This is a genomic window from Chryseobacterium gwangjuense (assembly GCF_021311115.1).
GTDB lineage: Bacteria > Bacteroidota > Bacteroidia > Flavobacteriales > Weeksellaceae > Chryseobacterium > Chryseobacterium gwangjuense.
In genome coordinates, this window is the sequence record NZ_JAJTNP010000004.1 from 216363 (window position 1) to 241203 (window position 24841).

Sequence of the window (24841 nt, forward strand, 5' to 3'; positions counted from 1 at the left end):
ATAAACTCAATATGCAAGAGCTTTCCTTGTCTTCAAAATTGAAGTACATCTTTTCTATTCCTGTTATTATTGCTGCTTTAGGGTACTTTGTAGATATCTACGACCTGCTTTTATTTGGAATCGTAAGAATTCCCAGTCTGAAAGCTTTAGGGCTGAATCCTGATGTTGACGGTACCTTTATTCTCAATTGTCAAATGACCGGTTTGCTGATCGGGGGTATTTTCTGGGGTATTTTCGGAGATAAAAAAGGAAGATTATCTGTTTTATTCGGATCTATTTTGGTGTATTCTTTAGCCAATATTGCTTGTGGCTTTTTACCTTACTTTCCTAAAGAACATTTAGTCTATCAATATGCCGCTTTAAGGTTTGTTGCAGGAATTGGACTAGCTGGAGAGCTTGGAGCGGGAATTACACTGGTTTCTGAGAGTTTACCAAAGAATTTAAGAGCGATTGGAACTTCTGTGGTGGCAGGTTTTGGATTAATGGGGGCAGTGGTCGCTCAATTAACCGTAGAATTGGCTGGTGGTTGGAATATTTCCTACATTATCGGAGGAATTTTGGGAATTTTACTTTTGTTTTTAAGAATCAGCGTTTCCGAATCTGGAATTTATAAAAACATGGAGCATGGATCCGTTTCCAAGGGAAATTTTCTTTCATTTTTTACGAATAAAGATCGCTTGATACGATATTTGAAATGTATTGCAGTAGGATTGCCAACTTGGTATTGTATTGGGATTCTAGCGGTTTTAGCCAATCAGTTTGCTCCTGAATTAGGAATTAAAGATCTGAACCCCGGAAAAGCAATTATGTGGGCATATGTTGGTATTTCTGTGGGTGATTTGGCGAGTGGTTTCATTTCTCATGCCTTAAAATCCAGGAAAATGGCCATTTTCTATATGCTGGCTTTTACAATTATTGGGGTTGCTGTTATGTTGTTCGGAAATACAAATACAGAAACCAAGTATTATATTTTCTGTGTTTGGCTAGGATTGGGAACAGGATATTGGGCGATGTTTGTAACGTTGGCGGCAGAGCAGTTTGGAACCAATATCAGAAACACGGCAACTACCACAGTTCCGAATATGGTTCGTGGATTGGTTCCTGTAATGATCTTTATTTTTGATTTTTTTAAGAAAGATTTTTCAGTAATTTTAAGTGCTGCTATCGTAGGAATTATTGTATTCGGACTGGCTTTTTATTCTTCATTGACGATTTCAGAAACGCACGGTAAGGATCTGGAATTTACAGAATAATTATAAGTGTTTAAGAAATATTTAAATCATAATCTCCGTTATTATTGTAATAAGATGAACTAAATAAGTAAATTATAAAAATTAATATTAAATTATGCTTCATATAATTAATATTTGTTTAACTTTAAAAAACAATAAAATTTAAAATAGTACAAACCTTAAAACTAAATCACAATGCAAAACAACATGTTAAAAAACGCGAAGAAACTACAAAAACAAGATCTTAAAAACATTATGGGAGGAGTAAGCGGAAATCCGGACTTATCTCTTTGCGGATGCAGCTGTTCAGGATCAGTAACAGGACCATGGTATTGCGTGCAATATATAGCATGCCCACAAGTTTATACTTGCGGATCTGAAATTTAATAAAGAATATTTCATTTAGAAATAAACATTTCCACATTTAATACACAAAGGCCTTTTGAATTTTCAAAGGGCTTTTGTAATATATAGAGTGATCCAAATTATTTAAAGCTTAAAATTCCCCTCCTTTGGAGGGGTGGCGAAAATTCAAAGAATTTTTGACGGGGTGGTTAAAAAATTAATCAAAATTCAAAATAAAAAATAAACTCCCAACACTTATAAAAACCCAAAGAAAAACAGCCAATGCTAAAGGTTTGAAACCAATTGTCTTCAAAGTTTGAATCGATAATGTGGAACCAATAAAAAATAAGGTGAGATTCAAACCTGATTTTGCTGCAACAGTTATTCCTGAACTGAACTGATCAAAAATCGGAAAATAAGTATTCAGCAAAATAGCCAATATAAAATAGCCAATAAACCATGGAATTTTAATTTTTGATTCTTTGCTTTTAAAAATAAACATAGTGATCAAAGAAACAGGAATAATCCATAAAGCTCTCGCTAATTTGACCGTAGTTGCAATTTTTAAAGCTTCATTTCCATATTTACTTGCTGCTCCGACTACCGAACTTGTATCGTGAATTCCAATTGCACACCACAAACCGAATTCTTCCTGTGAAAGATTCAGAAAATGACCAATCATCGGATAAACGAACAATGCGATAGAATTTAAGGTAAAAACAATGGCAAGAGCCAATGAAATTTGCTTTGTATTGGGTTTGATAATCGGGGAAGTCGCTGCAATGGCACTTCCGCCACAAATGGCAGTTCCTACAGAAATCAGGTAAGATAAAGGTCTTTCAAGCTTAAAAAATTTCCCAAGGAAATATCCCAAAATCATAACAGTACAAATGCTGATTATCGTCAATATTAATCCCGATTTTCCGGCTTCTAACGCTTCATCTAATTTTAATTCGAAACCTAATCCAACAATGGAGATCTGCAAAAGCAAGTGGATATATTGATGAAGGTGTTTCTCAAAAGGATTTCCGATAAAAACAACCAATGCAAAACCTGAGGCGAGAGCGATTGGGGAAGATACCAGAGGAGTCAAACATAAAACAGCCAATACTATAAAAACTATTTTTCGGGTTATTTCATTTTGGATGAAATCTTTCATAAGGCAAACTTTTAAAATCTGCATCAAAATTCCGAAATAATAGTATTACGAAGTAAATTGTATTTTGTTATATTGGATAACTTTAAGTTATGAAATGCGTGAGATGTAAAATGTAAAAAGTAAGATGCTTTTTAGTTAAACAACAACTAGGTTGATATAATCTTTAATACATTTTACTTTTTACGTCTAACAAATCACACCGATTTTACAAATTTCAGGAAAAGCTTAATGAGCTCAGATTGTTCACCTTTTGGAAGAATAAAATGGAAATCTCTTTCAATGCTGAAGTTTTTAATATCAATAATGCTGAGCTGGTTGTTTTTTAATTCATTTAATATCGTACTGATGGATAAAAAAGCCATACTTTCAGAATATAAGAGATAGTTTTTGATGCTTTCACTGCTTCCTAATTGCATTACGATATTTAATTGATCAATGAAAATTCCTTTTTCTTTCAGTCGATTTTGAATGAATTCTAGTGAACCAGAACCTTGCTCTCTGAAAACTAATTCTGAATTGTATAAATCTTTAAGATGTAAAGTTTTATTCGCTAAAGGATGATTGGATTCTGCAACCAAGACAATTTCATCGGCTTTAAATTTTTTATATTCAAAATAAGAAGATTGAGATTCCCCTTCGATAATTCCCAGATCAATTTTTCCTTCTTTTAATAGCTCTGAAATGATTTCTGTATTATGTGTAATCAATTCAATTTTAATGTCTTTGTAATATGAATTGAATTTGGCTAAAATTTCAGGTAAAATATACTGTGCAACAGTGGTACTTGCTCCAATAATCAGTTTTCCTTTATGCTGTTGATTAATCTGATTGATTTCAAATTCCAGATCACGGTAAAGATTCCTGATTTTTTCAGCATATTCAAACAAAATTTTTCCGCTTTGCGTCAGCTGAATGGAAGTTCCTTTTCTATCAAATAGTTTTGTATTTAGTTGACTCTCAATTTCTTTAATGTGTTTTGTGACAGCGGGTTGAGAAATATTTAATTCTTCCGAGGCTTTTGTAAAGCCCGATCTGGAAGCTACGGTGTGAAAAACTTTTAATCTGTAATCAAACATATTCTAAAGGTAAGAAATTTTGCTGCTCGTAATATTTAAAACAATAAATGTTATAAATCTGAAAAGCTTTTATCACTTAGATTTTTGAACCTTCTGTTTTTGGCTTCACCAATTTTCTGTTTAGAATAAATACTGTTGTTTCCTGATAGTAAATAAGATGTAACGCAGGCAATCGCGACATAAATTCCGCATTCTGCTCCAAATAATTCAATTCCCATCAATATACAAGCGAGTGGAGTATTAGTGGCTCCTGCGAAAACTGCAACAAATCCCATTCCTGCCAGCAAACCAAACGGAAGTGGAATGAATAAAGATAAAGCACTTCCCAACGTAGCTCCAATAAAGAATAACGGAGTGACTTCTCCTCCTTTGAAACCTGCTGAAAGGGTAATAATGGTAAAAATCATTTTTAGAGCAAAATCATATAAAGGAAGCTGTGTCCCGAAAGATTCAAAAATTGTGGGAATTCCCAAACCGATGTATCTCGTCGTTCCCATCGCAAAAACGGCCACAGCGACAATAATTCCGCCAATAACAGGACGAAATGGGGGATATTTAATGGTAGATTTAAAAACAGAACCTGTCCAATGCATCATTTTACTGAATGTTGCGGCACAAATTCCAAAAGCAATTCCTGCTAGAATACTGTATAAAATAGGAAGAAACTCAAGTTTTGGAACAAAATCGATATGATAATGCGTATGTTTTACATTCCAAAGATTCGTTATCCAATCTGCTAAAATTGCTGATGCAAAAGCCGGGAAAATGGCATTGTAACGGATTCTTCCAATCAAGAAAACTTCAAGTCCGAAAACGGCTCCTGCCAAAGGTGTCCCGAAAACCGATCCAAAGCCTGCTGCAATAGCAGAAATAATTAAAATTTTTCTTTCGTTTTTATCGAGTTTAAATGGTTTTGTCAGCTGATCGGCAATTGCTCCTGCCATTTGTAACGCAGTTCCTTCACGACCTGCAGAACCTCCGAAAAAGTGGGTCACCATTGTTCCGAAATAAACAAAAGGAGCCATTTTAAAAGGAATAATTCCTTTGGGATCGTGAATGTTTTCAAGTAGCAAATTATTACCGACTTCGACATCTTTTCCGAAATAATAATATAAAAGTCCGACCAAAAAACCGGCAACCGGGAGAAATGCAATCAACCAGATATGATTTTCCCTGAAGTTAGTTGCCCATTCTAAGGATTCTAAAAATCCGGCTGAAGCTGTTCCTACCAATGCACCGATGATAAGACTTATGCACAACCATTTAAAAATGTATGGCAAAGCCGGGAATTTTCTAAAGAAAAATCTTGTGTGAAGTTTTGTTGTGTTTCCGAATGTTCGTTGAGATTTAGACATAATTTTCCTGATCCAATTACTGTTAATAATCTTTTAATCAGGCGTCATCAGCTTTTGAAAAGCGGTTGGGTAAGGAAGAACACCATTTCCTTTTATACTGCAAAGATAAAATTTATTTTAAAAAGAAACGATGCTCTGAAATATACTTTTTGCTGATTTTTATACTCTCAAAAATATCTTTGTCGCTGGAATCCTGTTCTATAAACCAATGTTGAAGACCTGCCTGTTCTCCGGCACTAAAAATTCTTTCAAAATCAATCGTTCCGTTTCCTATTTCGGCAAAATCTTTTGTTTCTGCTTTCATATCTTTTACATGCCACAATGGAAACCGTTTCGGATATTTTTCAAAGTAAACTAACGGATCTAAGCCAGCTTTTGAAATCCAATACAGGTCCAGTTCCATTTTAACCAAGTCAGAGGAAGTGTTTTCTAAGATAAAATCATAAATATTTTTTGAATCATCAAATTTTTCAAATTCAAAATCATGGTTATGATAAGCAAACTGAATTTCTGCTTTTTTAGTAATTTCTCCCGATTTTTCAAATAATTCCGGAAGTTTTTTATAATTTTCGATGGTGCGTTCTTCAGGAAAAAGATAGGAACAGACCGTATATTTTGAACCGATGAAATGTAAATCTTCAACCGAATTTTCCCAATTTTTTAACAAAGTTCCGTTATCACTATAAAGAATTCCGGTGGTATGATGTGAGCTGATCACTTTTAAGCCTACATTATTCAGAATAGACTGAAATTCATTTCTAGTTTTTCCAAAGAAAGTACCGTTATAACCATAGATCTCCAATTCTGTAAAACCTAAACTTGCCAATCTTTCCAACGTTTTTTCGAGATCTTTAGAAATAGAATCCCGAACCGTATAGAGTTGAATGGCCAATGTTTTTTTATGGGTTTTAAAATTAGAAATCCCACAAGAATACAAACCTAAAAATCCTAGTGAAGAAAGTTTTATAAAATCTTTTCGCTGCATTTTATAGAAAAGGCTTCATTTCGTCTTCAATCTGTGTTCTCAGTTCCATCAGACGTTTGGCATATTGTTCTTTTTGTTTGTCCTCCTCAGTTTCAGGAATCCATCTTGGAACAGGAAGTTTTTTCCCGTTTTCATCTACGGCCACAAAAACAATGATACAATGTGTTTTTTTATCAAAATTCGGTTGCTTTAAGTTTCTCGAAAAAACATTAATCGAAATGTGCATACTCGAAGAACCTGTGTAAATAACCTGTGCTTCTACTTTTACAATTTCCCCGATTTTGATGGGTTCATAAAAACGTATTCCACCAACATATACGGTTACGGAATAATTTCCACTCCAGGTTGTTGCACAGGCATACCCTGCCTGATCAATCCATTTCATAACACTTCCACCATGTACGTTTCCTCCGTAATTCACATCCGAAGGCTCAGAAATAAACTGAAATGTGATCGGTTTGTTTTCCATTTCCACTAAAATTTTGATTGAATAAAGGTATTTAATAATTTTCAAAATCATAGATTAAATCCTACTTTTGAAGTCGGAAAGTTCAATGAAGACGAATTTTAATTAACAACAGACTTAAAATCATAATGAAAAAAGTATTCTATCTTAATACCTGTGATACCTGCAGAAAAATTTTAGCACAATTCGACCTTACAGACTGGGAACTTCGTGAGATCAAAAAAGAACCGATCACGAAAGAAGAACTGGCGGAAATGCATAAAAAGACAAAGTCTTATGAAGCGTTGTTCAGCAAAAAATCTACTCAGATCAAATTGAGAGGACTGGATGTAAAGTCTTTAACGGAAAAGGACTTTAAAGAATTATTATTGGATCATTATACTTTTTTGAAACGTCCTGTTTTTATCACAGATGACAACATTTTTGTCGGGAATGATAAGAATAATGTGGCGGCTTTGCAGGAATTTTTTGGAGTAAATTAGTCATTGCGAGGAGCGAAGCGACGAAGCAATCTCAAAAATGCGTATGTTATTCAGGAAAGGGAGATAAATTCCTTTAACTATCCAGAAAATATCCTTTTTGAATTGTCATTCCGTAGGAATCTAGGCTCAGTTTGTAATAACAAAATATCATGTAATTGCCTGGATTCCTACGGAATGACAAGCGTTATGAATATTTTTATTAAAAAAAGTTTTGTAGATATGCTCTCTTTTTTAATGAACGACAGAAAAACTAGCCCCGATTGTAGTGACATCCTTTTGTGCAGCAAAGCGGAACAAAAGATATAGCGGAAAGCGGGAATCAGCTTCTAAAAATATTATATTAAAATAAAACCCCATCTTGTAAATTTTACAAGACGGGGTTTCTGTATTATCTTTTCCGATTATACAAAAGGAGCTTTCACCACTTTTGCAGGAATATTTTTGTTTCTTACCTGAATGAAAATTTCAGAACCTAGTTTGAAGTGAGGTTTGTCTACATAAGCAAGACCTAAACCTACTTTTTTCATTGGAGACTGAGTTCCTGAAGTTACTTTACCGATTACGTTTCCTTCTGCGTCTACAACAGGGTAGTCGTGTCTTGGAACTCCTTTGTCAGTTAATTCAAAACCAACCAATTTTCTTGTAACTCCTTCTTCTTTTTGTTTTGCGAAAGTATCTTTAGACACGAAGTCTTTATCGAATTTAGTGATCCATCCTAAACCAGCTTCGATTGGAGAAGTAGTATCGTCGATATCGTTTCCATAAAGACAGAATCCTTTTTCAAGTCTCAAGGTATCTCTTGCAGCCAATCCGCAAGGAATAATGTCTTCAGCTCCAGCTTCGATGATCGCATCCCAAAGTTTTACAGCCGCTTCGTTGTTGAAGTAAATTTCAAAACCACCGCTTCCTGTATAACCTGTGTTTGAGATAATGATATTGTCTACTCCTGCTACAGAACCTACTGTAAAGTTATAGTAAGGAATTTCAGAAAGGTTAGTTTCTGTCAGTTTCTGAAGAATTTCAGTAGCTTTCGGACCTTGAACAGCTAGTAAAGACATATCGTCTGAAGCGTTAGTCATTTTTGCTCCGAAAGTATTGTATTTTGAAATGTGATTCCAGTCTTTATCAATATTTGAAGCATTTACAACCACGAAATATTTATCATCTTCCATTTTGTAAACGATAAGGTCATCTACGATTCCTCCGTTTTCGTTGGGAAGGCAAGAATATTGAGCTTTTCCGTTTTCAAGAGCGTCTACATTGTTTGTTGTTACAAATTGTAAAAGATCTTTTGAACCAGGACCTTCGATGAAAAATTGTCCCATGTGAGAAACATCAAACAATCCTGCTTTTTCTCTTACTGCAAAATGCTCTTCCGTTACTCCGGAATATTGTACAGGCATTTCAAAACCTGCAAAAGGTACGATTTTAGCTCCCAAAGAAACATGTTTGTCGTACAATGCTGTTTTCTTCATATTTAATTTCTATTTCTTTATTTTAAAACTATTAAAGGTCTCGTTAAAAAGATTCATATAATTTCCGTTCCAGTATTTTTCACCGCAATTGATGGAAATAAGATACATTTCTTTGTCTTTTTGAAAAACTTTGGTGATCCAGAAAAGTTTTTCTTTCTCATCGAAGTATTCGTAAAAATATTCGGTATATCCTTTTTTGCTCTTGGCACTTTTTACCTTATTTTCTTCATCAGGAGATTGATAAAGAGCCAGGATAAATTTTTTGATTTCGGTAGAGGGTAAATTTAAGTCATGGTATTCAGAAATGGTAACTGCACCGATCTGACTTGTCGGGAAAATATTAACAATATCGGTCTCATTCATTGCCATCCATCCTTCAGGAAAACTGATGGAATAGTTTGTATTTTCATACGTTTGTTTCTTCTGAGCCGATACAAAGTACCCTAAGAAAAGCAATATAATGAATAATGAATGTTTGATCATCTTAAAAATGATGTTTGTATTCTTCTAAAATAATTTTGAACCATTCTGTAAAAGCTCCCGGATTTTCTGCTATTTCTTTATCCAGATCCTCCATGGAAATATATCTTACTTCTTCCACTTCTTCTGTGTTAAGGGCAAAATCCGCATTATAAAATCCGGTAAATACATGGTCTAACTCATGTTCCCAAAGATTTCCTCCTACATCTGCTTTATAGATAAAATGGAATTTTTCTGAAAGATCCACTTCTATTCCCAGTTCTTCTTTTACTCTTCTTTTAGCTCCTTCAAGGTAAGTTTCTCCGTTTCTTGGGTGCGAACATACTGCATTCGTCCATTGATTGGGAGAATGATATTTTTCCGATGCTCTTTTTTGCAAAAGCATTTCACCTTTATCATTGAATAAAAATACAGAGAAAGCACGATGTAAAAGGCCATTAATATGGGCCTGCTGTTTTTCCATCAATCCTAAAACTTGGTCATAAGGATTTACTAAAACTACAAATTCTTCCATTTCTACAAATGTAAGTGTAATAAATGTATTTTGGAAATTTTTGGGAAAACATCATGGATTTTTGAAAGATAAAGAGATAAGAATAAGAAAATAATCTTTAATAATTATTTACTCATGGCTTTTCCAATGCGAACGAAAAGCATAGATATTCCTATAAAGAGAACCAGAATCCAGAAAGAATTGATTAATACCTGAGTATAACCAAGATCAAGCACATTCACAAACGGATAAGGATAAAATTCTGAGAAATGTCCTCTTATTAAAATATAAAAAAGATACAGTAAAGGATAAACTGCCCATTGAGGAATTTGTTGGTAGCTTAAATCCCTTTTGTTTTCATACATATACCAATACATAAGTACAAGAACAGGAATGATCGTATGCAAGAGTTCATCAACAATTCTTTGTAAACCTGTAGGGTTCCATGTTGAACGAAGAATAATCTGATAAATTGATCCTACGATTAAAATATAAATAGTAATGGCAGTTAATATTCCGGGTTTTTTAATTTTTGAGGGATAATTTACAGTCTGAAATGTAAAATATACAGCAACAAGTATATTAGTTAGGATTGTAAAAAAACTGAAAAATCTGATGGTTGTTTCTCCAAAAGAAATTTGAGTGTTTTTCACCATCAAATAGTATTGGGTAATCACTGAAAACCAACCGATTAAGGCAAATAGTAAAGATAAAATTCTTTGGGTCATCAGGAAGAGTTTATCTATGAAATATTAAAGATAGTTTTATTTTTTGGGTAATAGAAAAATATTAACCTATAATAATATAATGGATAAAAATTTATTAATTTATTCTATGAATAAGGTTTTGTGTAGTAAAAAATTAATGTAAATAAACTTTAATAAAGTGTTTTGTTTTAAAATTTATAAATTTGTAATACAAAATTTCATGATGGAGTTAGAATACATAGATCACATGAGTCCGATTCTAAAGGACGGAGTAAAAAATTACCTAATTGATATAGACGGAACAATTACAGAAGATGTTCCCAACGAAGAGCCGGAAAGAATGGTTACCTGTGAGCCTTTTCCCGATGCTTTGGAAACAATCAACAGATGGTATGAGGAAGGGCATCAGATTTGTTTTTTCACTTCAAGAACCGAAAACTTAAAACAAATTACCATTGACTGGCTGGATAAACACGGTTTTAAATATCACAGTGTATTGTGTGGTAAACCTAGAGGAGGGAATTATCATTGGATAGATAATCATTTGGTGAGAGCTACAAGATACAAAGGTAAATTTACAGATCTTGTAGAAAAACAAGTTACCATTGAAGTTTTTAAAGAAGATTAAAATATAATTAAAGATTTAAAAATTAAACGATTAAAGTGAATGCTTTTTCTTTTGATTTTTAAATCTTTTAATTTTTAAATAATTATAAGTATTTATGAAAGTTTTAGCAAACGATGGCTTAGATCAATCTGGAATTGATGCATTAACGGAGAAGGGGTTTGAAGTGATTACTACAAAAGTTCCACAAGAACAATTAGTAGATTACATTAATGAGCACAATGTTAGTACGCTTTTGGTACGTAGTGCGACACAGGTAAGAAAAGATATTATTGATCATTGCCCGTCTATCGAGATTATTGGAAGAGGAGGAGTAGGAATGGATAATATTGATGTAGCTTATGCCAGAGAAAAGGGAATTCATGTTATCAATACACCTTCAGCTTCATCGGAATCGGTAGCAGAATTGGTTTTTGCACACCTGTTTTCGGGAGCAAGATTTTTGCAGGATTCCAACAGAAAAATGCCTTTAGTGGGAGATACTGAGTTTGCCGGTTTGAAAAAAGCGTATGCTGCAGGGATCGAATTGAAAGGAAAGACAATCGGTATTGTCGGAATGGGAAGAATCGGTCAGGAAGTTGCAAAAATTGCTTTAGGCCTTGGTATGAGAGTAATCGCGGCTGATAATAATATTGGAAAGGCAAGTATTAAAGTGAAATTCTATAATAACCAGTTTATCAATGTTGATATTGAAACTGAGCCTTTGCAGGATGTATTAAAACATTCCGATTTTATCACTCTCCATGTTCCTGCTCAAAAAGAAGGCTACATGATCGGTAAAAATGAATTTGAAATGATGAAAGATGGAGTTGCCGTTGTAAACTGCTCAAGAGGAGGAGTAGTTGATGAAGAAGCTTTAATTGAAGCTTTAGATTCAGGAAAAGTGAGGTTTGCAGGGTTGGATGTTTTCATTAATGAACCGACTCCTTCAAAAAAAGTATTAAATCATTCAAAAATTTCTTTAACACCGCATACTGGCGCTTCTACTTTGGAAGCACAGGATAGAATAGGGTTGTCTTTGGCAGATCAGATTTCCAGTATTCTGCAGATTAATTAAGAATGTGAAAAAAGAAAAACGCCGCAAATTTTGCGGCGTTTTTTTTATGAGTTTTTAGCTTTTAGTAAATCTCTGATTTCCATTAATAATTTTTGATCTTCCGTAGGTCCTGCAGGTGCTTCAGCCGGAGCCTCTTTTTTCAGTTTGTTGATTCCTTTAATCATTACAAATAAAGCGAAAGCGACTACAATAAACGAAATCGCAGCAGAAATAAACATTCCGTATTTGATAGCTGTACCGGGAATGACCAATTCAGCTAGGTTGTTTAACTGTAGTTTTTCCAATGTAGGTGTTAAAATAGCAGGGGTAATAATGTCCTCAACCAAAGAAGTGACAATTTTACCAAAAGCCCCACCAATCACTACACCGACAGCTAAATCTACCACGTTCCCTTTAACGGCAAACTCTTTAAATTCTTTTAAAAATCCCATATTTATATTTTTTTAATCGTTTCGAAAATTGACTTGAATGAATAATAATCACTAAATTTAAGAAAAACATTTTAATGAAAATTTTTACGGCAGAAAAAATTCGAAAATGTGATGAATTTACGATTGCTAATGAGCCCGTATCATCCATACAATTGATGGAGCGTGCAGCGCAGTCTTGTGCTCATTGGATTTCTGAGAATTGTAAAGTTCATAAAAATTTTACAATTTTTTGCGGTAACGGTAATAATGGAGGAGATGGGTTTGCTATTGCCCGATTGCTTTATTTAAAAGGTTTTGATGTTGATGTTTTTGTAAAAGACTTGAAAGGGAATTTTTCTCAGGATGCAGCCGTTAATTATAAAAAGCTAAAAGACTTTTCCGGAATTTCCATCAAAGAATTCAAAGACTTTCAAAAAGAAAAGCTGAGTGAACAAACCGTTTGTATTGATGCAATTTTTGGGACAGGTTTTTCCAGGAAGATTGAAGGAGAAGAGTTGAAAATTATAAATGAACTGAATTCTCTAAATAATATAAAAATTTCGATAGATATTCCTTCAGGATTGTCTGCTGATCAAAATATAGAGGAGGGTTCAATGGTTTTTCAGGCTGATTATACGTTGAGTTTTCAGTTTTGGAAAAAAAGCTTCCTCTATTCAGAAACCGGAAAATATACCGGTAAAATTGTGATTTTGAATATTGGACTGCATTCTCAATATATCGAAGAAACTACCACCAACAATTTTATTATTGATGAAGGTCTGATCGAAAAAATATTTAAACCAAGAAACGAATATTCTCACAAAGGAACTTTTGGGAAAGTTGTTATCATTGGTGGAAGTTACGGTAGAATGGGAGCAGCCGTTTTGTCTGTAAAAGCAGCTTTGAAAAGTGGAGCAGGACTCGTTTTTGCGCTTAGCCCTAAGTGTGGATATGACATTCTCCAGATTTCCTGTCCTGAAGCCATGTTTTTGGAGGGAGGAGAAACCGAGATTGAAAATATCCATGTTGATGAAAATATAACATTGGGAGTGGGACCGGGGCTAGGAACTCATGAAAAAACAGAAAATAGTTTTTTAAATTTCCTTAAAAATTATAGTGATCCGTTGGTCTTGGATGCGGATGCTCTTAATATTATTTCAAAAAATCCATCTCATTTACATTTGATTCCCAAAAATTCAATTATTACGCCCCATCCCAAAGAATTTGAAAGACTTTTCGGGAAAACAAAAGATTCTTTTGAAAGAACTGATCTTGCAGTGCAAAAGGCTTCAGAACTTAGCGTATATATTGCGCTAAAAGACCATCATACGCAGGTAGTATGTCCGAATGGGAAAGTATTTTATAATATTATAGGAAATTCAGGATTGGCAAAAGGAGGAAGTGGAGATATTTTAACGGGTATTTTAACATCGTTATTGGCTCAAGGATATTCTGCTGAAAATGCCGCTGTTTTGGGTGTTTGGCTCCATGGTAAATCGGCAGACTTTGCGGCTGAAAAATATTCCAAAGAATCTATGCAGCCTACAGATGTCGTCAAAGAGCTGGAAAGTACCTTTTTATATATCAACAAAAAAGTCACAAAAAAATTGTGACTTTTTAAAAATGTATATTGAATAGAAATTATTCAGGTTTTGCATTTTCTGCTTCTGTTATTTTGAACTTTTTGGAATAAATCATAATGATTACACCTGCTATCATAAACGGAAGGGATAGAACTTGCCCAGTGTTTAAGCTTCCTAAAGTAACATATTCGTCGCCTTGAGGTTCTTTTAAAAATTCTACAAAGAATCTTATAGCCCAAAGAATAATGAAGAATAAACCAAATAACCAGCCTTGCTGATATTTTTTGTCCGTTTTTCTATATAAAACCCATAAAAGTATAAATAGAAGAACATAGCCTACTGCTTCAAACAACTGAGTAGGGTAGCGAGGTACAGTAACTCCGTATTCATCGCTCATTTGCGGGAAAAGAATGGCAAATGGAGAACTTGGATCTACCGGTTTACCAATGATTTCAGAATTAAAGAAATTTCCCATTCTTACAAATGCACCTCCTATAGCGACAACAATTCCTAATCTGTCATACACCCATAAAGGATTTTTCTTGATGATTTTATAGGAGTAGTATAAAGTGGTTAAAATCAATGCGATGGCCGCTCCGTGACTTGCAAGACCTGAGAAACCTGTGAATTCGAAACCGTTTTTAGTGCTTATTGGTAAAAAAACACTCCAGAAATCATCTTTAAATAATTCTCTTTGGTAGAAAATCACGTGTCCTATTCTTGCTCCAAGAATAGTTCCGATTAATGTCCAGGTAAAAAGAGGTTCAAGATATTTTTGATTGATATGATCGATTTTGAACATTTTTGTCATTAAAATATATCCCAAACCGAAAGCAAAAATGAACATTAAGCTATAATAATGTAATGTAACTGGTCCTAAATGAATTCCCGTAGAAGGATCCCAGATTTTATATTCTGTTTCTAACGCTACCTGATCTGTAGGCTGAATAGTTTTTTGAACTTTTACTAAATATTTATAATCTTCTCTTTTTTGAGTAGGTTTAAAATCTTTATCTAAAAATTGATAGCCACTCATTTTGAACATACTCAGAGAGCTGTCATAATATGCTTTTAAATTGCCTTTTAATTCAAGGTTTGCCGGATTTATAATCACAAGTGTATTGTTGTTATTTTTCCCGGAAAATGTATTGAACGTTTCAGCATCAGTGGTTGAAAATACTTTTACAGCAATTTTTTCATTATTTACATTCAGTACGGCATCAGAAAGCCCGTCAGTATAATTTTGTGAGAAAAGATTTTGTGCGAAAAATGCAAAAACCAGAAGATAAATTCTAAAGAATATACTATTCATTATAATAATGTTTTTCATATTAATGGTTACACTTTGGAGGTACAGGATCGTAGCCGCTTCCTCCCCAAGGATGACATTTTGAAATTCTTTTTACACCCAGCCAAAATCCCTTGAAAATCCCATGAACCTGCAGTGCTTCTATCATATAATGCGAACAGGTGGGTTCATAACGACAGTTTTTGGGAAGTAAAGGCGAAATAAACCATTGGTAAAATCTTATTAAAATTACCATGGGAAACGTAATGATTTTATTGAATGTAAGTTTCAAAACAATGCAAAAATAGCGTAAAAAATTGAAAATTAGTTTAAATTTGTTAGAAGTTTCAGGGCGGTAAATGTCTGTTTGTCGGATAAAATCCGGTGTTTGTCGATTTACTGATTTTTAAATGTTAAATCAGTAGAATACTCATCTTCTGAACATTCAACTTTATATTAAATTTAAAAAATTGAGTCAAAATATTCCATTAGCTGAAAAACTAAGACCTAAAACATTAGAAGATGTGTTGGGGCAGGAACATCTTACCGGAGAAAAAGGAACGATAAGAAAAATGATAGAGAATGATACCTTGAATTCTCTTATTCTTTGGGGACCTCCGGGAACGGGAAAAACGACGTTAGCAGAAATTATTTCTGAAAAATCGGGACGTAAGTTTTTTAAGCTTTCTGCCGTTTCATCCGGAGTAAAGGATGTTCGTGATGTAATAGAAGACGCTAAAAAGCAAAATTTATTTTCAGGGAAATCTCCGATATTATTTATTGATGAGATACATAGATTTAATAAGTCTCAGCAAGACTCCCTTTTGCATGCTGTAGAAAAAGGATGGGTTGTTTTAATTGGTGCTACAACAGAGAATCCAAGTTTTGAGGTTGTTTCAGCATTACTTTCCAGAAGTCAGGTGTATGTTTTGAAAGCTTTAAGTTATGAAAAACTTGAAGAGTTGATTGATATTTCGCTAAAAAGATATAATCAGGATGAAAGGGAGGATTTTGTAATTAAAGATAAACAGGCTTTTATTCAATATTCGGGAGGAGATGGCAGAAAACTCATCAATTCTGTAGAACTGGTTTTGAATCAGTTTAAAAATTCAGGAAAAAAAGAAATTTCAGATGAGGATGTAATGTCTGTTCTTCAGGAAACGATGGCGCTTTATGATAAAAATGGTGAACAGCATTATGATATCATTTCGGCATTTATAAAATCTATGCGGGGAGGTGACCCAAATGGTGCAGTGTATTGGTTGGCAAGAATGATTGCGGGAGGAGAAGATATTAAATTCATTGCAAGAAGGATGTTGATTTTGGCTTCTGAAGATATTGGGTTGGCCAATCCGAATGCTTTAGTAATTGCTAACAATTGTTTTCAGGCTATCAATGTTATTGGAAATCCGGAAGCAAGAATTATTTTAAGTGAAACGGCAATTTATCTCGCGGTTTCTCCTAAGAGTAATTCAGCGTACATGGCTATCAATGATGCTTTGGCTTTTGTAAAGAAGACCGGGAATTTACCAGTACCTCTCCATTTAAGAAATGCTCCTACCAAGCTGATGAAAGATTTAGATTATGGGAAAGAATATAAATATGCTCATTCTTACGAAGGGAATTTTGTTGACCAGGATTTTCTTCCTGAAGAAATAAAGGATTTGAAATTTTATGAACCCGGAAGTAATTCGACAGAAAAGAAAATTTTTGAGGAACTTAAGAAAAAATGGACGAATAAATACTAAATAAAAAAGGTATCTCACTGAGATACCTTTTATTATGTTTAAGTACTTTTATCTACTTATTAGTATTGATACTTTTGAACTGTAGTAATGAATAATGTCTTTTTACCATTGTATTCTTTTACTTCAGTTTTGTCAATGATGTCAGCATAGATTTTAGTAGAAGAATCATTGAATTCATATCCTTCAATAATCACAGGATTATTTTCCGGAAGCTGGAATTGCGTGTTAAAGCCAGCTAGTGTCATCCAATCTAAAGTACCTACATTTTTTTTATATTTTACTTCTGTTAATCCGTTTTGTGCTAAATAACTGTATTTTTTTAGGCTTGCCGGAAGAGCAGCTGTTTTATAAGGAGTTGTACTTTGCACCATTGCCTTTCTTGCGTTAAAAAGAGTCACGGTTCCTACAGCATCATTACAAATAGCAAATTTTACATTTGGGCTTTTCTGTGCAAATAGCGTCACAGAAGCGAAAACTAATAAAGAGTATAGAATTTTTTTCATAATCTAATAAATATAGGAATTAAAAACGTGATAAATATACTTCTTTTTTGTGAATTGTCAATAGAAAAATATATTATTTTGAGAATTGTTCAGAATAATGAAGTTTTATTGAACTTATTCTGCTAGACATCAAAAAAAAGCACCACGATAAAGTGATGCTTTTGTTTATATATTTTATGTAAAATATTAATTAATTTGAGATTTTACTTACAGAAACTTTGACTTTTCCATCAGTTAATAATCCAAGATTTATACCGCCGGTTTCAACACCAAATGTAATAGTTTCTCCTTGATTTAGTTGAATCACTGTATTTAATGAAGTTGAAGTAACAGGAACTGCAGCTAAAGTAATTCCTAAAATGGAAACTCTCACAGCATCAAATATCTTTGTTTCATATATAGTGGTACCGTTTTTTAAAATACCCAATACCTTACTTCCTAATAAACTCAAATCAACTCCACCTTCTAATTGAAATTCATAATTTACCTCATATATACCTGCCTCAGGTGCAGTATAAACACCATTTACAAATGATGCTGAGTTACCTGCTTTTACATCAGTGGTAGTTAGATCTATTTTACTCCAGTTAGTTCCTGAAATCCCTAGACCTAATAGTGACCATGCTCCGTCTTTCATTGCATACATAGCTGTACCTAGACCTGAATTTCCTTTTAATGATTTCCATGTACTACTAGGAGAGTCATAATAATAATACCCAGCAGCTGTAACGTTTGTAGTTTTCGCGGTAGGTACTGTTACTGCAGCGGTTGCATATATTATCGTTCCATTTTGATTAGCGCCATACATAGAATCTTTAGCGGCTAGCTGAGTACCTGTAATTCTTGGGGGAATAAATCCATCCACTTTGGTTGCATCTGCAGGGCTACCGATTACATCTAATGTGGCAGAGGGAGTAGTCGTATTAATCCCGACATTCCCTGTTTGAGCAATTCCTGTTGCGAACAAGCCCAAGAAAATCAGGGTGTAGAAATTCTTTTTCATGTCTTTTATATTTTAATTGTTTGTATTCTGAGTAATTAGTGGTGTAAATATAATATAAAAAACTTACTTATTTTTATTTTTTTTAACAATGTTTTTGTTAATATTAAATTTTTATAATGAATAATTTTTCGTTTTTAATTTGATTTAATGTATTTTTTTTACTTATTACTTTGTTTTTTTTGTAGTTATTAGTGTGATAAGTGGTATGTCTTGAAAATTTTAATTTACTTCTTTGTGAAATATATTTAAGGTTTATTTTTCCTCTTCCCAATTTTTGTTAATGAGTTCCATTAAAAAATCAGGACATTTGATGATTTTATTGGTTTCGGCAGATAAAAAGAAAAGAGTTGTAGATGCTTCGGTTATTTTTACCTGTTCTTCATTATAAATTTCATATTCAAATTCTATTCTTACTCCGGGCTTACGTTTCAGGTAGGTATGAATTTCTAATTTTTGGTCATATAAAGCCGGTTTTAAATACTTAATTTTATAGTCAGAAACTGGCAACCAAATTCCTTGATTTTCAATCTCGTTATAAGACATCCCAATACTGCGAAATAACTCGACTCTACCCAGTTCCAGGTACTCTGCATAGTTGCCATAATAGACATATTTCATAGGGTCGGTTTCTCCGTAACGTACTCGTATTGAATGGGTTGTGTGTATCATTTTTGGTCTTAAATTATACATACAAATATATTTTTAAATAATCAATACCTGCAATATTTTTTTTTAAAAATAAAAAATTGGACCTTTGTCTTCCTTCTAAAAATTATACTAACAAAAGAATTAATCAGGGCATAAATATGGATGAAAATTTAATGATGATATGGCAGAAGTGCCTTCAGTTTATGCGTGATAATCTCAACGCAGCTGAAGATAATTCTGATCTTAAAAAACTTGAAAAATCTTTCGACTTACTGTTTGATAAAGTTCAGCCAATTTCTTTGGTTGACAATAATCTTACATTAATGGTTCCGAGTGATTTTTACAAGGAGTATATTGAGGATAATTACCTATCCCTGCTTTCTGCTGCCCTGAAGAAAAATATTGGAAAAGGTGTGAAACTTTGGTATTCTGTAATGGAAAATAAACCGGTTGGTTTAGAAAAACCCGTTACCATGAATATGAAAGGGAAAACAGTTCCTACTCCAAAAATTCAAGAGACGATGCCGCAAGGTTTCTCTTCAAATATCGTTAATCCTTTTGTAGTTCCCGGAATTAAGAAAGTAAATATCGATTCCAATCTGAAATCAGATTTTTCTTTTGAAAACTATGTAGAAGGAGAGAGCAATAAATTTGCAGCTACAGTAGCAAGATCTATTGCCAAAAGACCGGGAGCAACTGCCTTCAACCCGTTATTTTTATACGGAGGTTACGGAGTTGGTAAAACGCACTTGGGACAGGCTGTAGGACTTGAAGTAAAAAGTCAGTTTCCGGATAAGGTAGTTTTATATTTATCATCTGAAAAATTCATTCAGCAGTTTATTTCTGCTGCAAAAGCTCATAAGCAAACTGAATTTGCCAACTTCTATCAAATGGTAGATGTGTTGATTATAGACGATATCCAGTTCTTATCAGGAAAATCTGCTACACAGGATAGTTTCTTCCATATTTTTGATTATCTGCATCAGAACGGAAAACAGATCATTCTTACTTCAGATAAGGCTCCGGCTGATATTATGGATATTCAGGACAGAATTGTTTCCCGTTTCAAATGGGGACTTTCTGCAGAAATTAAATCTCCGGATTTAGAAACCCGTAAGAAAATTATTGTAGACAAACTAAGTAGAGATGGTATCGTTCTTACAGAAGATATGCTGGATTTCTTAGCTGCTGAAGCAAAAACGAATGTAAGAGAACTTATCGGAGTAATCAATTCTGTGATTGCGTATTCTACTATTTATAAATCTGACTTAAGCTTAGAATTATTAAAAGATACAATTAATAAAATTGCTGCTAATCAGAAAAAAGTAATTAATATTCCTTTCATTCAGGAAGTGGTATGTGATTATTTCGGAATTAAAAGAGAGCAGCTTTTATCAAAGACAAGAAAAAGAGAAATTGCTCTTCCGAGACAATTGGCAATGTATTTTGCAAAAGAATTTACCAATGCGACTTTCACTAAAATTGGTGAAGAAATGGGAGGTAAAGACCATTCAACAGTAATGTATGCTTGCGAAACGATTAAGGATGTTTCAAAAATCGATAAGGAAGTGAAAAAATACGTTAAAGAACTTACGGAAAGAATCAAACATTAAAATAATTTAATTGTAAATAATAGAAAATGGAGAATATATGTATTCTTCATTTTTTATTTAGTTTTGTTGATAAAATTAAAATCTTTAAATTTTATAAGATGAAAATACTAATGGTGTGTTTGGGAAATATATGCAGAAGTCCTTTAGCAGAGGGAATTATGAAAACCAAACTTCCTGAAAATTGTATAGTGGATTCTGCGGGTACGATTTCTATGCACGAAGGAGAACATCCTGATAAAAGAGCAATAAAAACGGCAGCTAACCATAATATTGATATTTCAAAACAACGCTCAAGACCTATTACCATGGCGGATTTTGAAAACTTTGATAAAATCTACTGTATGGATATTGATGTTTTGGCAGATGTGGTTTCAAAAACAAAAAATGAAGCACAAAGACAAAAAGTATCTTTGTTCTTAGAAGTTTTAGATGATCATAAAAATGCCGAAGTTCCCGATCCGTATTGGGGAGAGATGAAAGATTTTGAAGAGGTTTTTGAACTCTTGGATAAGGGTTGCAGCAAAATTGCTGAACAATTATTTTTAAAATCGTAATTTACACATCATTATTATAATAATTAAAAACAATGCTTTTTTTACTTCCAGCTTACCTTTCCGAAAATACTTCTATCACTCATTTTTCGCCTGTGATCAAAGAATATATTATGCAAACTGACTATTTCTTTGTTGAAAATGAAAAAACTGCCAGAAAAGTAGTGAAGTTCTTTGCTCCTGAGAAAAAACAGTCAGATCTGAAGCTTTTTTTGCTGGATAAATACACTGAAAATGCAGATATAAAAGAAGCACAGCAACTGATGTTGAAAGGCCAAGATTTTGGTTTGCTTTCGGAAGCCGGACTTCCTTGTATTGCCGATCCCGGAAATTTAATGGTGAAATGGTGTCATGAAAAAAACATCAGAATAATCCCGATTTCAGGACCTTCATCAATTATTCTAGCGCTTATTTCAAGTGGTTTTAATGGGCAGGAATTTACATTCAATGGATATTTGCCAATAGATAGAGGAGAGAAGAAGAAACAGATGCTGCAATTGGAAAGCCTGGTTCAAAAAACAGGGTATTCCCAGATTTTCATGGAAACACCTTACAGGAATAATCAGCTTTTTGAAGATTTAACCAAATTTTTATCACCCAATACAAAATTGTGTATTGCAGCTAATATCAACGATCCGGAAACTGAATTCATTCAAACAAAAACGATAAAAGACTGGCAAAAACAAAAGCCGGAACTTCATAAAATTCCTGCTGTATTTGTTCTAGGTAGATAAAATCACTTGGGAAATAAAACGTTCAATTTGTCATCCTGACGAAGGAAGAATCTCAAGTATAGTATTAGAGATTCGTCATTACGCTTTGCTTCATTCAGAATGACAAATAAATGTTAGATTAATATGCTATTTCTTCTTTCTGTTTCTCCATTTCTTCCAAAGGAAAACAACAACCGGAACTAATAAAAGGAACGGCCAAAGCGAGATGATTTCAAGAAGAAAAGCCACAAAACTATTCCAACCTTGTGTAACGGAATCTCCAAAACGGCTTCCAAAACCTACTTTTGAAGTCGTAGAACTTCTTATTTTTTCTTTATATAAACTTATATTTAAAGTACTGTAATTCACCCTGTCATCAATAAAACGCAATCTGCCTTCGGATACATCAATTTCATCTTCAAGAGCACGAATATTTTCTTGAATTTCCAGCATATCTTTCGTGGTAGCGGCACTTTTCAACATGTCTCGATATTTTTCAAGATAGATCTTTTTGTTGGCCAATTTTATGGAAACATCGGTATATTCTTCGGTAACGTCATCCGAAGAGATGTTCTTGGATAAAACAGAGCCGACTCCATCGGAAAAAGAATTAACAAGAGCATCAAAATTTTTATGAGGAACCCGGATTGTTAGATAGACATTCTCATCAGTATCCGTATTCTGAAACTCTTCTTTTTGAACGTACGCTTTGTTGTTTTTAATAATTTTACCCACTATTTTGTGCTTTTTGAATATTTCCCACCTGGATTCTCATGTCTCCATTCTTAATGATTTTCTTGGAAATGGTATCTGTTTTTTTGGGGAGAGGATTAGATTTGCTTTCAACGACTTCCTCTTCAGAAACAACACCTGATGGTTCTGCATACGCAACGGCGGTTGAATCAACGGCTACTAGTTTATCTTCTTGAATGACATCTACAAGGGAAGCGCTTGAAGCTTGTGTTTCTGTTTTTTTACAGTGAATAAGAATAAGGCAAACTAAAGGTAAAAGTAATTTTCTCATACGTGATATTTTCTGAGATTTAACAAAAATCATGCTTGAATTGAAAATTGGTTGTAAATTTTCAATATTTATTAAAATTTGTTATGAATATTTTATTGAATGCCGTTTTCAGTAATTTTGAGACCTGAAAAATTGAATTTATTTTATATTTTTATTGAATGAAAAAAAGCCTTTTAGCAATCATATTTTCTTCGTTTTTGATGTATGCTCAGGAAGTTCCGAAACTTACAGACGAAATGGCTATCAAACTATCTGAAAAACCACTTCACTGTATCAATCAGGAATATCCGAACAAAACGGCTCACATCATTAATAATGCAGATGAAGTTCCTTTAAGTCCGAAAGATCTGCATCCAAGTTTTTATGGTTGTTTTGATTGGCACAGCTCTGTTCATGGACATTGGATGCTTGTTCGTTTATTGAAGACAAAACCTAGTTTATCGATTGCAAAAGACATTGAAAATATACTTGATAATTCCTTTAAAAAAGAAAACCTTCAGACTGAAGCAGATTATTTCACAAAATATCAATTAACCGGAACTTTTGAAAGAACCTACGGTTGGGCCTGGTTATTGAAATTAGATGAAGAATTGTCAACGTGGGATCATCCGAAAGCGAAAATCTGGCATCAGAATTTAAAACCCTTAACGGATAAAATTTTGGAGTCCTGGAAAACATTTTTACCTAAACAAACATACCCGAACAGAACGGGAGTTCATCCAAATACTGCTTTTGCAATGGTTTTTGCTTTGGATTGGGCAAGAGCTACAGGAGACAAAACCTTCGAAAATCAACTGATAGAAAAGGCTAAATATTTCTACTTAAACAACACAAAAACTCCCGCTTATCTTGAACCGGACGGATCCGATTTCTTTTCGCCAAGTTTAGAAATTGCAGATTTGATGCGAAGAGTGCTGCCGCAAAAAGAATTTGTTTCATGGTTAAATAACTTCTACGAAAAAAGAAGTTTGGAGAATATTGAAAAAATTCCGGAGGTGAGTGATCTTTCAGATTATCAGACGGTTCATTTAGTTGGATTATCATTCACAAAAGCATGGTGTATGAAAGGAATTGCAAAATCACTACCTGATCATCATCCGCTGAAAAAAGAATTTCAGAAAACAGCTACTGTATTTTTAAACAACGGACTTCCACTATTATTTCAGGGGAATTATGGAGGCGACCATTGGTTGGCCAGTTTTGCAGTATATGCTTTGGAGGATTAATTTGCCGGAAGTTTGATGCGGGAAGAGGAAAGTTGATGCTGTATGAAAAAGAACTTCAGGCTTCCATCCTTCATCTTCCTTTCCTAAAAACTAATATTTGATTCCCAGTTTTTTAAGGATAAAGCTTAGCAACCAAATCGGACCAACTAAAAGGAATTGGATGTCTTTTAAGAAAGAAGGTTTTTTACCTTCAATTTTATGGCCGACGAATTGTAAAATCCAGGTGATAATAAAAACAGCGAGATAAACCATCCAGGAATTTTCTTTACAACGAACATTGATCCCATACGCGAAACTTTCCATTAAAGTCATCACAAAAATCATGATGAGACCGATTAAGAAAGAAAGCCTCATGTAAAAAAAAGTAACTAAAGCCATCGCAATAAGGCTTATATAGCTGATTTCACCAACGTAGATGAAACCAATTGATTTCGATGGAATAAGAGAAATAAATCCTAAAATCGTCCAAAAAATGAGTGGAACACATATCCAGTGGATCAGTTTGTTGGTCGAATTTCTGTGACTTTCAGCATATTCAGCAAATAGTAAATCAATTTTTCTCATAGTAAGAATTTGTAACATACTAAAATAATA

Annotated in this window: 29 protein-coding genes and 1 riboswitch; of the genes, 11 read left to right on the top strand and 18 right to left on the bottom strand. The window is 33.6% G+C overall.

Features of this window, described 5'->3' with window-relative positions; all coding sequences use genetic code 11:
* Positions 1 to 11: 11 nt before the first annotated feature.
* Positions 12 to 1253: an MFS transporter gene (locus tag LV842_RS09680; protein WP_233111244.1), complete on the top strand. Its 1242-nt coding sequence runs from the start codon at positions 12 to 14 to the stop codon at positions 1251 to 1253.
* Positions 1254 to 1427: 174 nt separating this feature from the next.
* Positions 1428 to 1619: a hypothetical protein gene (locus LV842_RS09685; protein WP_233111245.1), complete on the top strand. Its 192-nt coding sequence runs from the start codon at positions 1428 to 1430 to the stop codon at positions 1617 to 1619.
* Between the two features lie 175 nt (positions 1620 to 1794).
* Here LV842_RS09685 and LV842_RS09690 read toward each other — a convergent pair whose 3' ends face one another.
* From LV842_RS09690 to LV842_RS09710, 5 genes are all read right to left on the bottom strand, one after another.
* Positions 1795 to 2736: a YeiH family protein gene (locus tag LV842_RS09690; protein ID WP_233111246.1), complete on the bottom strand. Its 942-nt coding sequence runs from the start codon at positions 2734 to 2736 to the stop codon at positions 1795 to 1797.
* Between the two features lie 194 nt (positions 2737 to 2930).
* On the bottom strand, positions 2931 to 3812 hold the full coding sequence (locus tag LV842_RS09695; RefSeq protein ID WP_233111247.1) for a LysR family transcriptional regulator: 882 nt from the start codon (positions 3810 to 3812) through the stop codon (positions 2931 to 2933).
* Between the two features lie 50 nt (positions 3813 to 3862).
* Positions 3863 to 5167 (bottom strand): voltage-gated chloride channel family protein, encoded by a 1305-nt coding sequence (locus tag LV842_RS09700; protein ID WP_233111248.1) that lies wholly within the window; start codon positions 5165 to 5167, stop codon positions 3863 to 3865.
* Positions 5168 to 5198: 31 nt separating this feature from the next.
* Positions 5199 to 5266, bottom strand: a riboswitch (Fluoride riboswitch).
* A 13-nt stretch (positions 5267 to 5279) separates the two neighbouring features.
* A complete protein-coding gene (locus LV842_RS09705) occupies positions 5280 to 6152 on the bottom strand; it encodes a sugar phosphate isomerase/epimerase family protein (RefSeq protein WP_233111249.1) in 873 nt (290 codons plus the stop codon).
* A 1-nt stretch (position 6153) separates the two neighbouring features.
* Positions 6154 to 6621, bottom strand: coding sequence for an acyl-CoA thioesterase (locus LV842_RS09710; RefSeq protein ID WP_233111250.1), 468 nt, complete (start codon positions 6619 to 6621; stop codon positions 6154 to 6156).
* Between the two features lie 125 nt (positions 6622 to 6746).
* On the opposite strand from LV842_RS09710, the gene LV842_RS09715 reads away from it, so the two are divergent.
* Entirely contained in the window at positions 6747 to 7100 is a 354-nt protein-coding gene (locus LV842_RS09715; RefSeq protein WP_233111251.1) for an arsenate reductase family protein, read from the top strand.
* A 401-nt stretch (positions 7101 to 7501) separates the two neighbouring features.
* On the opposite strand, the gene gcvT is transcribed toward LV842_RS09715, so the two are convergent.
* From gcvT to LV842_RS09735, 4 genes are all read right to left on the bottom strand, one after another.
* Complete coding sequence (gene gcvT, locus LV842_RS09720) at positions 7502 to 8575, bottom strand: glycine cleavage system aminomethyltransferase GcvT (RefSeq protein WP_233111252.1); 1074 nt, start codon at positions 8573 to 8575, stop codon at positions 7502 to 7504.
* 9 nt (positions 8576 to 8584) lie between these two features.
* Entirely contained in the window at positions 8585 to 9058 is a 474-nt protein-coding gene (locus tag LV842_RS09725) for a hypothetical protein (protein WP_233111253.1), read from the bottom strand.
* Between the two features lies 1 nt (position 9059).
* Positions 9060 to 9569, bottom strand: a complete 510-nt coding sequence (idi, locus tag LV842_RS09730; RefSeq protein WP_233111254.1) for an isopentenyl-diphosphate Delta-isomerase — start codon at positions 9567 to 9569, stop codon at positions 9060 to 9062.
* 104 nt (positions 9570 to 9673) lie between these two features.
* A complete protein-coding gene (locus LV842_RS09735; protein WP_233111255.1) occupies positions 9674 to 10276 on the bottom strand; it encodes a Pr6Pr family membrane protein in 603 nt (200 codons plus the stop codon).
* A 202-nt stretch (positions 10277 to 10478) separates the two neighbouring features.
* Between LV842_RS09735 and LV842_RS09740 the strand changes: the two genes are divergently transcribed.
* Both LV842_RS09740 and LV842_RS09745 read left to right on the top strand, forming a co-directional pair.
* A complete protein-coding gene (locus LV842_RS09740; protein ID WP_233111433.1) occupies positions 10479 to 10883 on the top strand; it encodes an LNS2 domain-containing protein in 405 nt (134 codons plus the stop codon).
* A gap of 94 nt (positions 10884 to 10977) precedes the next feature.
* Positions 10978 to 11937: a D-2-hydroxyacid dehydrogenase gene (locus tag LV842_RS09745; RefSeq protein ID WP_233111256.1), complete on the top strand. Its 960-nt coding sequence runs from the start codon at positions 10978 to 10980 to the stop codon at positions 11935 to 11937.
* Between the two features lie 44 nt (positions 11938 to 11981).
* Here LV842_RS09745 and mscL read toward each other — a convergent pair whose 3' ends face one another.
* Positions 11982 to 12368: a large-conductance mechanosensitive channel protein MscL gene (gene mscL, locus LV842_RS09750; protein WP_233111257.1), complete on the bottom strand. Its 387-nt coding sequence runs from the start codon at positions 12366 to 12368 to the stop codon at positions 11982 to 11984.
* A 74-nt stretch (positions 12369 to 12442) separates the two neighbouring features.
* Here mscL and LV842_RS09755 point away from each other — a divergent pair, with 74 nt between their 5' ends.
* The gene (locus LV842_RS09755) at positions 12443 to 13960 is read left to right on the top strand and encodes an NAD(P)H-hydrate dehydratase (RefSeq protein WP_233111258.1); all 1518 of its coding nucleotides are present in this window, start codon (positions 12443 to 12445) and stop codon (positions 13958 to 13960) included.
* A 28-nt stretch (positions 13961 to 13988) separates the two neighbouring features.
* On the opposite strand, the gene lgt is transcribed toward LV842_RS09755, so the two are convergent.
* Positions 13989 to 14837: a prolipoprotein diacylglyceryl transferase gene (lgt, locus tag LV842_RS09760; RefSeq protein WP_233111434.1), complete on the bottom strand. Its 849-nt coding sequence runs from the start codon at positions 14835 to 14837 to the stop codon at positions 13989 to 13991.
* Positions 14838 to 15261: 424 nt separating this feature from the next.
* The gene (gene yidD / locus LV842_RS09765; protein ID WP_233111259.1) at positions 15262 to 15474 is read right to left on the bottom strand and encodes a membrane protein insertion efficiency factor YidD; all 213 of its coding nucleotides are present in this window, start codon (positions 15472 to 15474) and stop codon (positions 15262 to 15264) included.
* A gap of 214 nt (positions 15475 to 15688) precedes the next feature.
* Here yidD and LV842_RS09770 point away from each other — a divergent pair, with 214 nt between their 5' ends.
* Positions 15689 to 16966, top strand: a complete 1278-nt coding sequence (locus LV842_RS09770; protein WP_233111260.1) for a replication-associated recombination protein A — start codon at positions 15689 to 15691, stop codon at positions 16964 to 16966.
* A gap of 59 nt (positions 16967 to 17025) precedes the next feature.
* Here the strand turns inward: LV842_RS09770 and LV842_RS09775 are convergent, their stop codons facing one another.
* The 3 genes from LV842_RS09775 to LV842_RS09785 form a co-directional block, all read right to left on the bottom strand.
* On the bottom strand, positions 17026 to 17469 hold the full coding sequence (locus LV842_RS09775) for a hypothetical protein (RefSeq protein WP_233111261.1): 444 nt from the start codon (positions 17467 to 17469) through the stop codon (positions 17026 to 17028).
* A 190-nt stretch (positions 17470 to 17659) separates the two neighbouring features.
* Positions 17660 to 18442: a hypothetical protein gene (locus tag LV842_RS09780; protein WP_233111262.1), complete on the bottom strand. Its 783-nt coding sequence runs from the start codon at positions 18440 to 18442 to the stop codon at positions 17660 to 17662.
* A gap of 282 nt (positions 18443 to 18724) precedes the next feature.
* Positions 18725 to 19141, bottom strand: coding sequence for an acyl-CoA thioesterase (locus LV842_RS09785; protein WP_233111263.1), 417 nt, complete (start codon positions 19139 to 19141; stop codon positions 18725 to 18727).
* Positions 19142 to 19278: 137 nt separating this feature from the next.
* Here LV842_RS09785 and dnaA point away from each other — a divergent pair, with 137 nt between their 5' ends.
* The 3 genes from dnaA to LV842_RS09800 all read left to right on the top strand — a co-directional run bounded on the left by dnaA (position 19279) and on the right by LV842_RS09800 (position 22018).
* Positions 19279 to 20733, top strand: coding sequence for a chromosomal replication initiator protein DnaA (gene dnaA / locus LV842_RS09790; RefSeq protein ID WP_233111264.1), 1455 nt, complete (start codon positions 19279 to 19281; stop codon positions 20731 to 20733).
* Between the two features lie 98 nt (positions 20734 to 20831).
* The gene (locus LV842_RS09795; RefSeq protein ID WP_233111265.1) at positions 20832 to 21287 is read left to right on the top strand and encodes a low molecular weight protein-tyrosine-phosphatase; all 456 of its coding nucleotides are present in this window, start codon (positions 20832 to 20834) and stop codon (positions 21285 to 21287) included.
* Between the two features lie 32 nt (positions 21288 to 21319).
* Positions 21320 to 22018 (top strand): SAM-dependent methyltransferase, encoded by a 699-nt coding sequence (locus LV842_RS09800; RefSeq protein WP_233111266.1) that lies wholly within the window; start codon positions 21320 to 21322, stop codon positions 22016 to 22018.
* A 126-nt stretch (positions 22019 to 22144) separates the two neighbouring features.
* Here LV842_RS09800 and LV842_RS09805 read toward each other — a convergent pair whose 3' ends face one another.
* A complete protein-coding gene (locus LV842_RS09805) occupies positions 22145 to 22732 on the bottom strand; it encodes a DUF4349 domain-containing protein (protein ID WP_233111267.1) in 588 nt (195 codons plus the stop codon).
* Positions 22725 to 23021, bottom strand: a complete 297-nt coding sequence (locus LV842_RS09810; RefSeq protein WP_233111268.1) for a hypothetical protein — start codon at positions 23019 to 23021, stop codon at positions 22725 to 22727. The genes LV842_RS09805 and LV842_RS09810 overlap by 8 nt, the downstream gene beginning before the upstream one ends.
* 158 nt (positions 23022 to 23179) lie before the next feature.
* Between LV842_RS09810 and LV842_RS09815 the strand changes: the two genes are divergently transcribed.
* Positions 23180 to 24247 carry a DUF2891 domain-containing protein gene (locus tag LV842_RS09815; RefSeq protein WP_233111269.1) on the top strand — a complete coding sequence of 356 codons (1068 nt, stop codon included), beginning with the start codon at positions 23180 to 23182 and terminating at the stop codon, positions 24245 to 24247.
* Between the two features lie 90 nt (positions 24248 to 24337).
* Here the strand turns inward: LV842_RS09815 and LV842_RS09820 are convergent, their stop codons facing one another.
* Complete coding sequence (locus LV842_RS09820) at positions 24338 to 24811, bottom strand: Mpo1 family 2-hydroxy fatty acid dioxygenase (protein ID WP_233111270.1); 474 nt, start codon at positions 24809 to 24811, stop codon at positions 24338 to 24340.
* Positions 24812 to 24841: the final 30 nt, after the last annotated feature.

What these genes read in the sequence shown, in the direction of transcription:
- LV842_RS09715 (WP_233111251.1), top strand. Translation starts at nt 6,747, where the DNA reads ATGAAAAAAGTATTCTATCTTAATACCTGTGATACCTGCAGAAAAATT.
- LV842_RS09800 (WP_233111266.1), top strand. Translation starts at nt 21,320, where the DNA reads ATGCTTTTTTTACTTCCAGCTTACCTTTCCGAAAATACTTCTATCACT.
- LV842_RS09810 (WP_233111268.1), bottom strand. Translation starts at nt 23,021, where the DNA reads ATGAGAAAATTACTTTTACCTTTAGTTTGCCTTATTCTTATTCACTGT.
- LV842_RS09705 (WP_233111249.1), bottom strand. Translation starts at nt 6,152, where the DNA reads ATGCAGCGAAAAGATTTTATAAAACTTTCTTCACTAGGATTTTTAGGT.
- LV842_RS09700 (WP_233111248.1), bottom strand. Translation starts at nt 5,167, where the DNA reads ATGTCTAAATCTCAACGAACATTCGGAAACACAACAAAACTTCACACA.
- LV842_RS09775 (WP_233111261.1), bottom strand. Translation starts at nt 17,469, where the DNA reads ATGAAAAAAATTCTATACTCTTTATTAGTTTTCGCTTCTGTGACGCTA.
- LV842_RS09785 (WP_233111263.1), bottom strand. Translation starts at nt 19,141, where the DNA reads ATGATACACACAACCCATTCAATACGAGTACGTTACGGAGAAACCGAC.
- LV842_RS09685 (WP_233111245.1), top strand. Translation starts at nt 1,428, where the DNA reads ATGCAAAACAACATGTTAAAAAACGCGAAGAAACTACAAAAACAAGAT.
- yidD (WP_233111259.1), bottom strand. Translation starts at nt 15,474, where the DNA reads ATGGTAATTTTAATAAGATTTTACCAATGGTTTATTTCGCCTTTACTT.
- LV842_RS09695 (WP_233111247.1), bottom strand. Translation starts at nt 3,812, where the DNA reads ATGTTTGATTACAGATTAAAAGTTTTTCACACCGTAGCTTCCAGATCG.
- LV842_RS09725 (WP_233111253.1), bottom strand. Translation starts at nt 9,058, where the DNA reads ATGATCAAACATTCATTATTCATTATATTGCTTTTCTTAGGGTACTTT.
- LV842_RS09740 (WP_233111433.1), top strand. Translation starts at nt 10,479, where the DNA reads ATGGAGTTAGAATACATAGATCACATGAGTCCGATTCTAAAGGACGGA.
- gcvT (WP_233111252.1), bottom strand. Translation starts at nt 8,575, where the DNA reads ATGAAGAAAACAGCATTGTACGACAAACATGTTTCTTTGGGAGCTAAA.
- LV842_RS09795 (WP_233111265.1), top strand. Translation starts at nt 20,832, where the DNA reads ATGAAAATACTAATGGTGTGTTTGGGAAATATATGCAGAAGTCCTTTA.
- idi (WP_233111254.1), bottom strand. Translation starts at nt 9,569, where the DNA reads ATGGAAGAATTTGTAGTTTTAGTAAATCCTTATGACCAAGTTTTAGGA.
- dnaA (WP_233111264.1), top strand. Translation starts at nt 19,279, where the DNA reads ATGGATGAAAATTTAATGATGATATGGCAGAAGTGCCTTCAGTTTATG.
- LV842_RS09735 (WP_233111255.1), bottom strand. Translation starts at nt 10,276, where the DNA reads ATGACCCAAAGAATTTTATCTTTACTATTTGCCTTAATCGGTTGGTTT.
- LV842_RS09815 (WP_233111269.1), top strand. Translation starts at nt 23,180, where the DNA reads ATGAAAAAAAGCCTTTTAGCAATCATATTTTCTTCGTTTTTGATGTAT.
- LV842_RS09745 (WP_233111256.1), top strand. Translation starts at nt 10,978, where the DNA reads ATGAAAGTTTTAGCAAACGATGGCTTAGATCAATCTGGAATTGATGCA.
- LV842_RS09680 (WP_233111244.1), top strand. Translation starts at nt 12, where the DNA reads ATGCAAGAGCTTTCCTTGTCTTCAAAATTGAAGTACATCTTTTCTATT.
- LV842_RS09755 (WP_233111258.1), top strand. Translation starts at nt 12,443, where the DNA reads ATGAAAATTTTTACGGCAGAAAAAATTCGAAAATGTGATGAATTTACG.
- LV842_RS09710 (WP_233111250.1), bottom strand. Translation starts at nt 6,621, where the DNA reads ATGGAAAACAAACCGATCACATTTCAGTTTATTTCTGAGCCTTCGGAT.
- LV842_RS09690 (WP_233111246.1), bottom strand. Translation starts at nt 2,736, where the DNA reads ATGAAAGATTTCATCCAAAATGAAATAACCCGAAAAATAGTTTTTATA.
- LV842_RS09820 (WP_233111270.1), bottom strand. Translation starts at nt 24,811, where the DNA reads ATGAGAAAAATTGATTTACTATTTGCTGAATATGCTGAAAGTCACAGA.
- mscL (WP_233111257.1), bottom strand. Translation starts at nt 12,368, where the DNA reads ATGGGATTTTTAAAAGAATTTAAAGAGTTTGCCGTTAAAGGGAACGTG.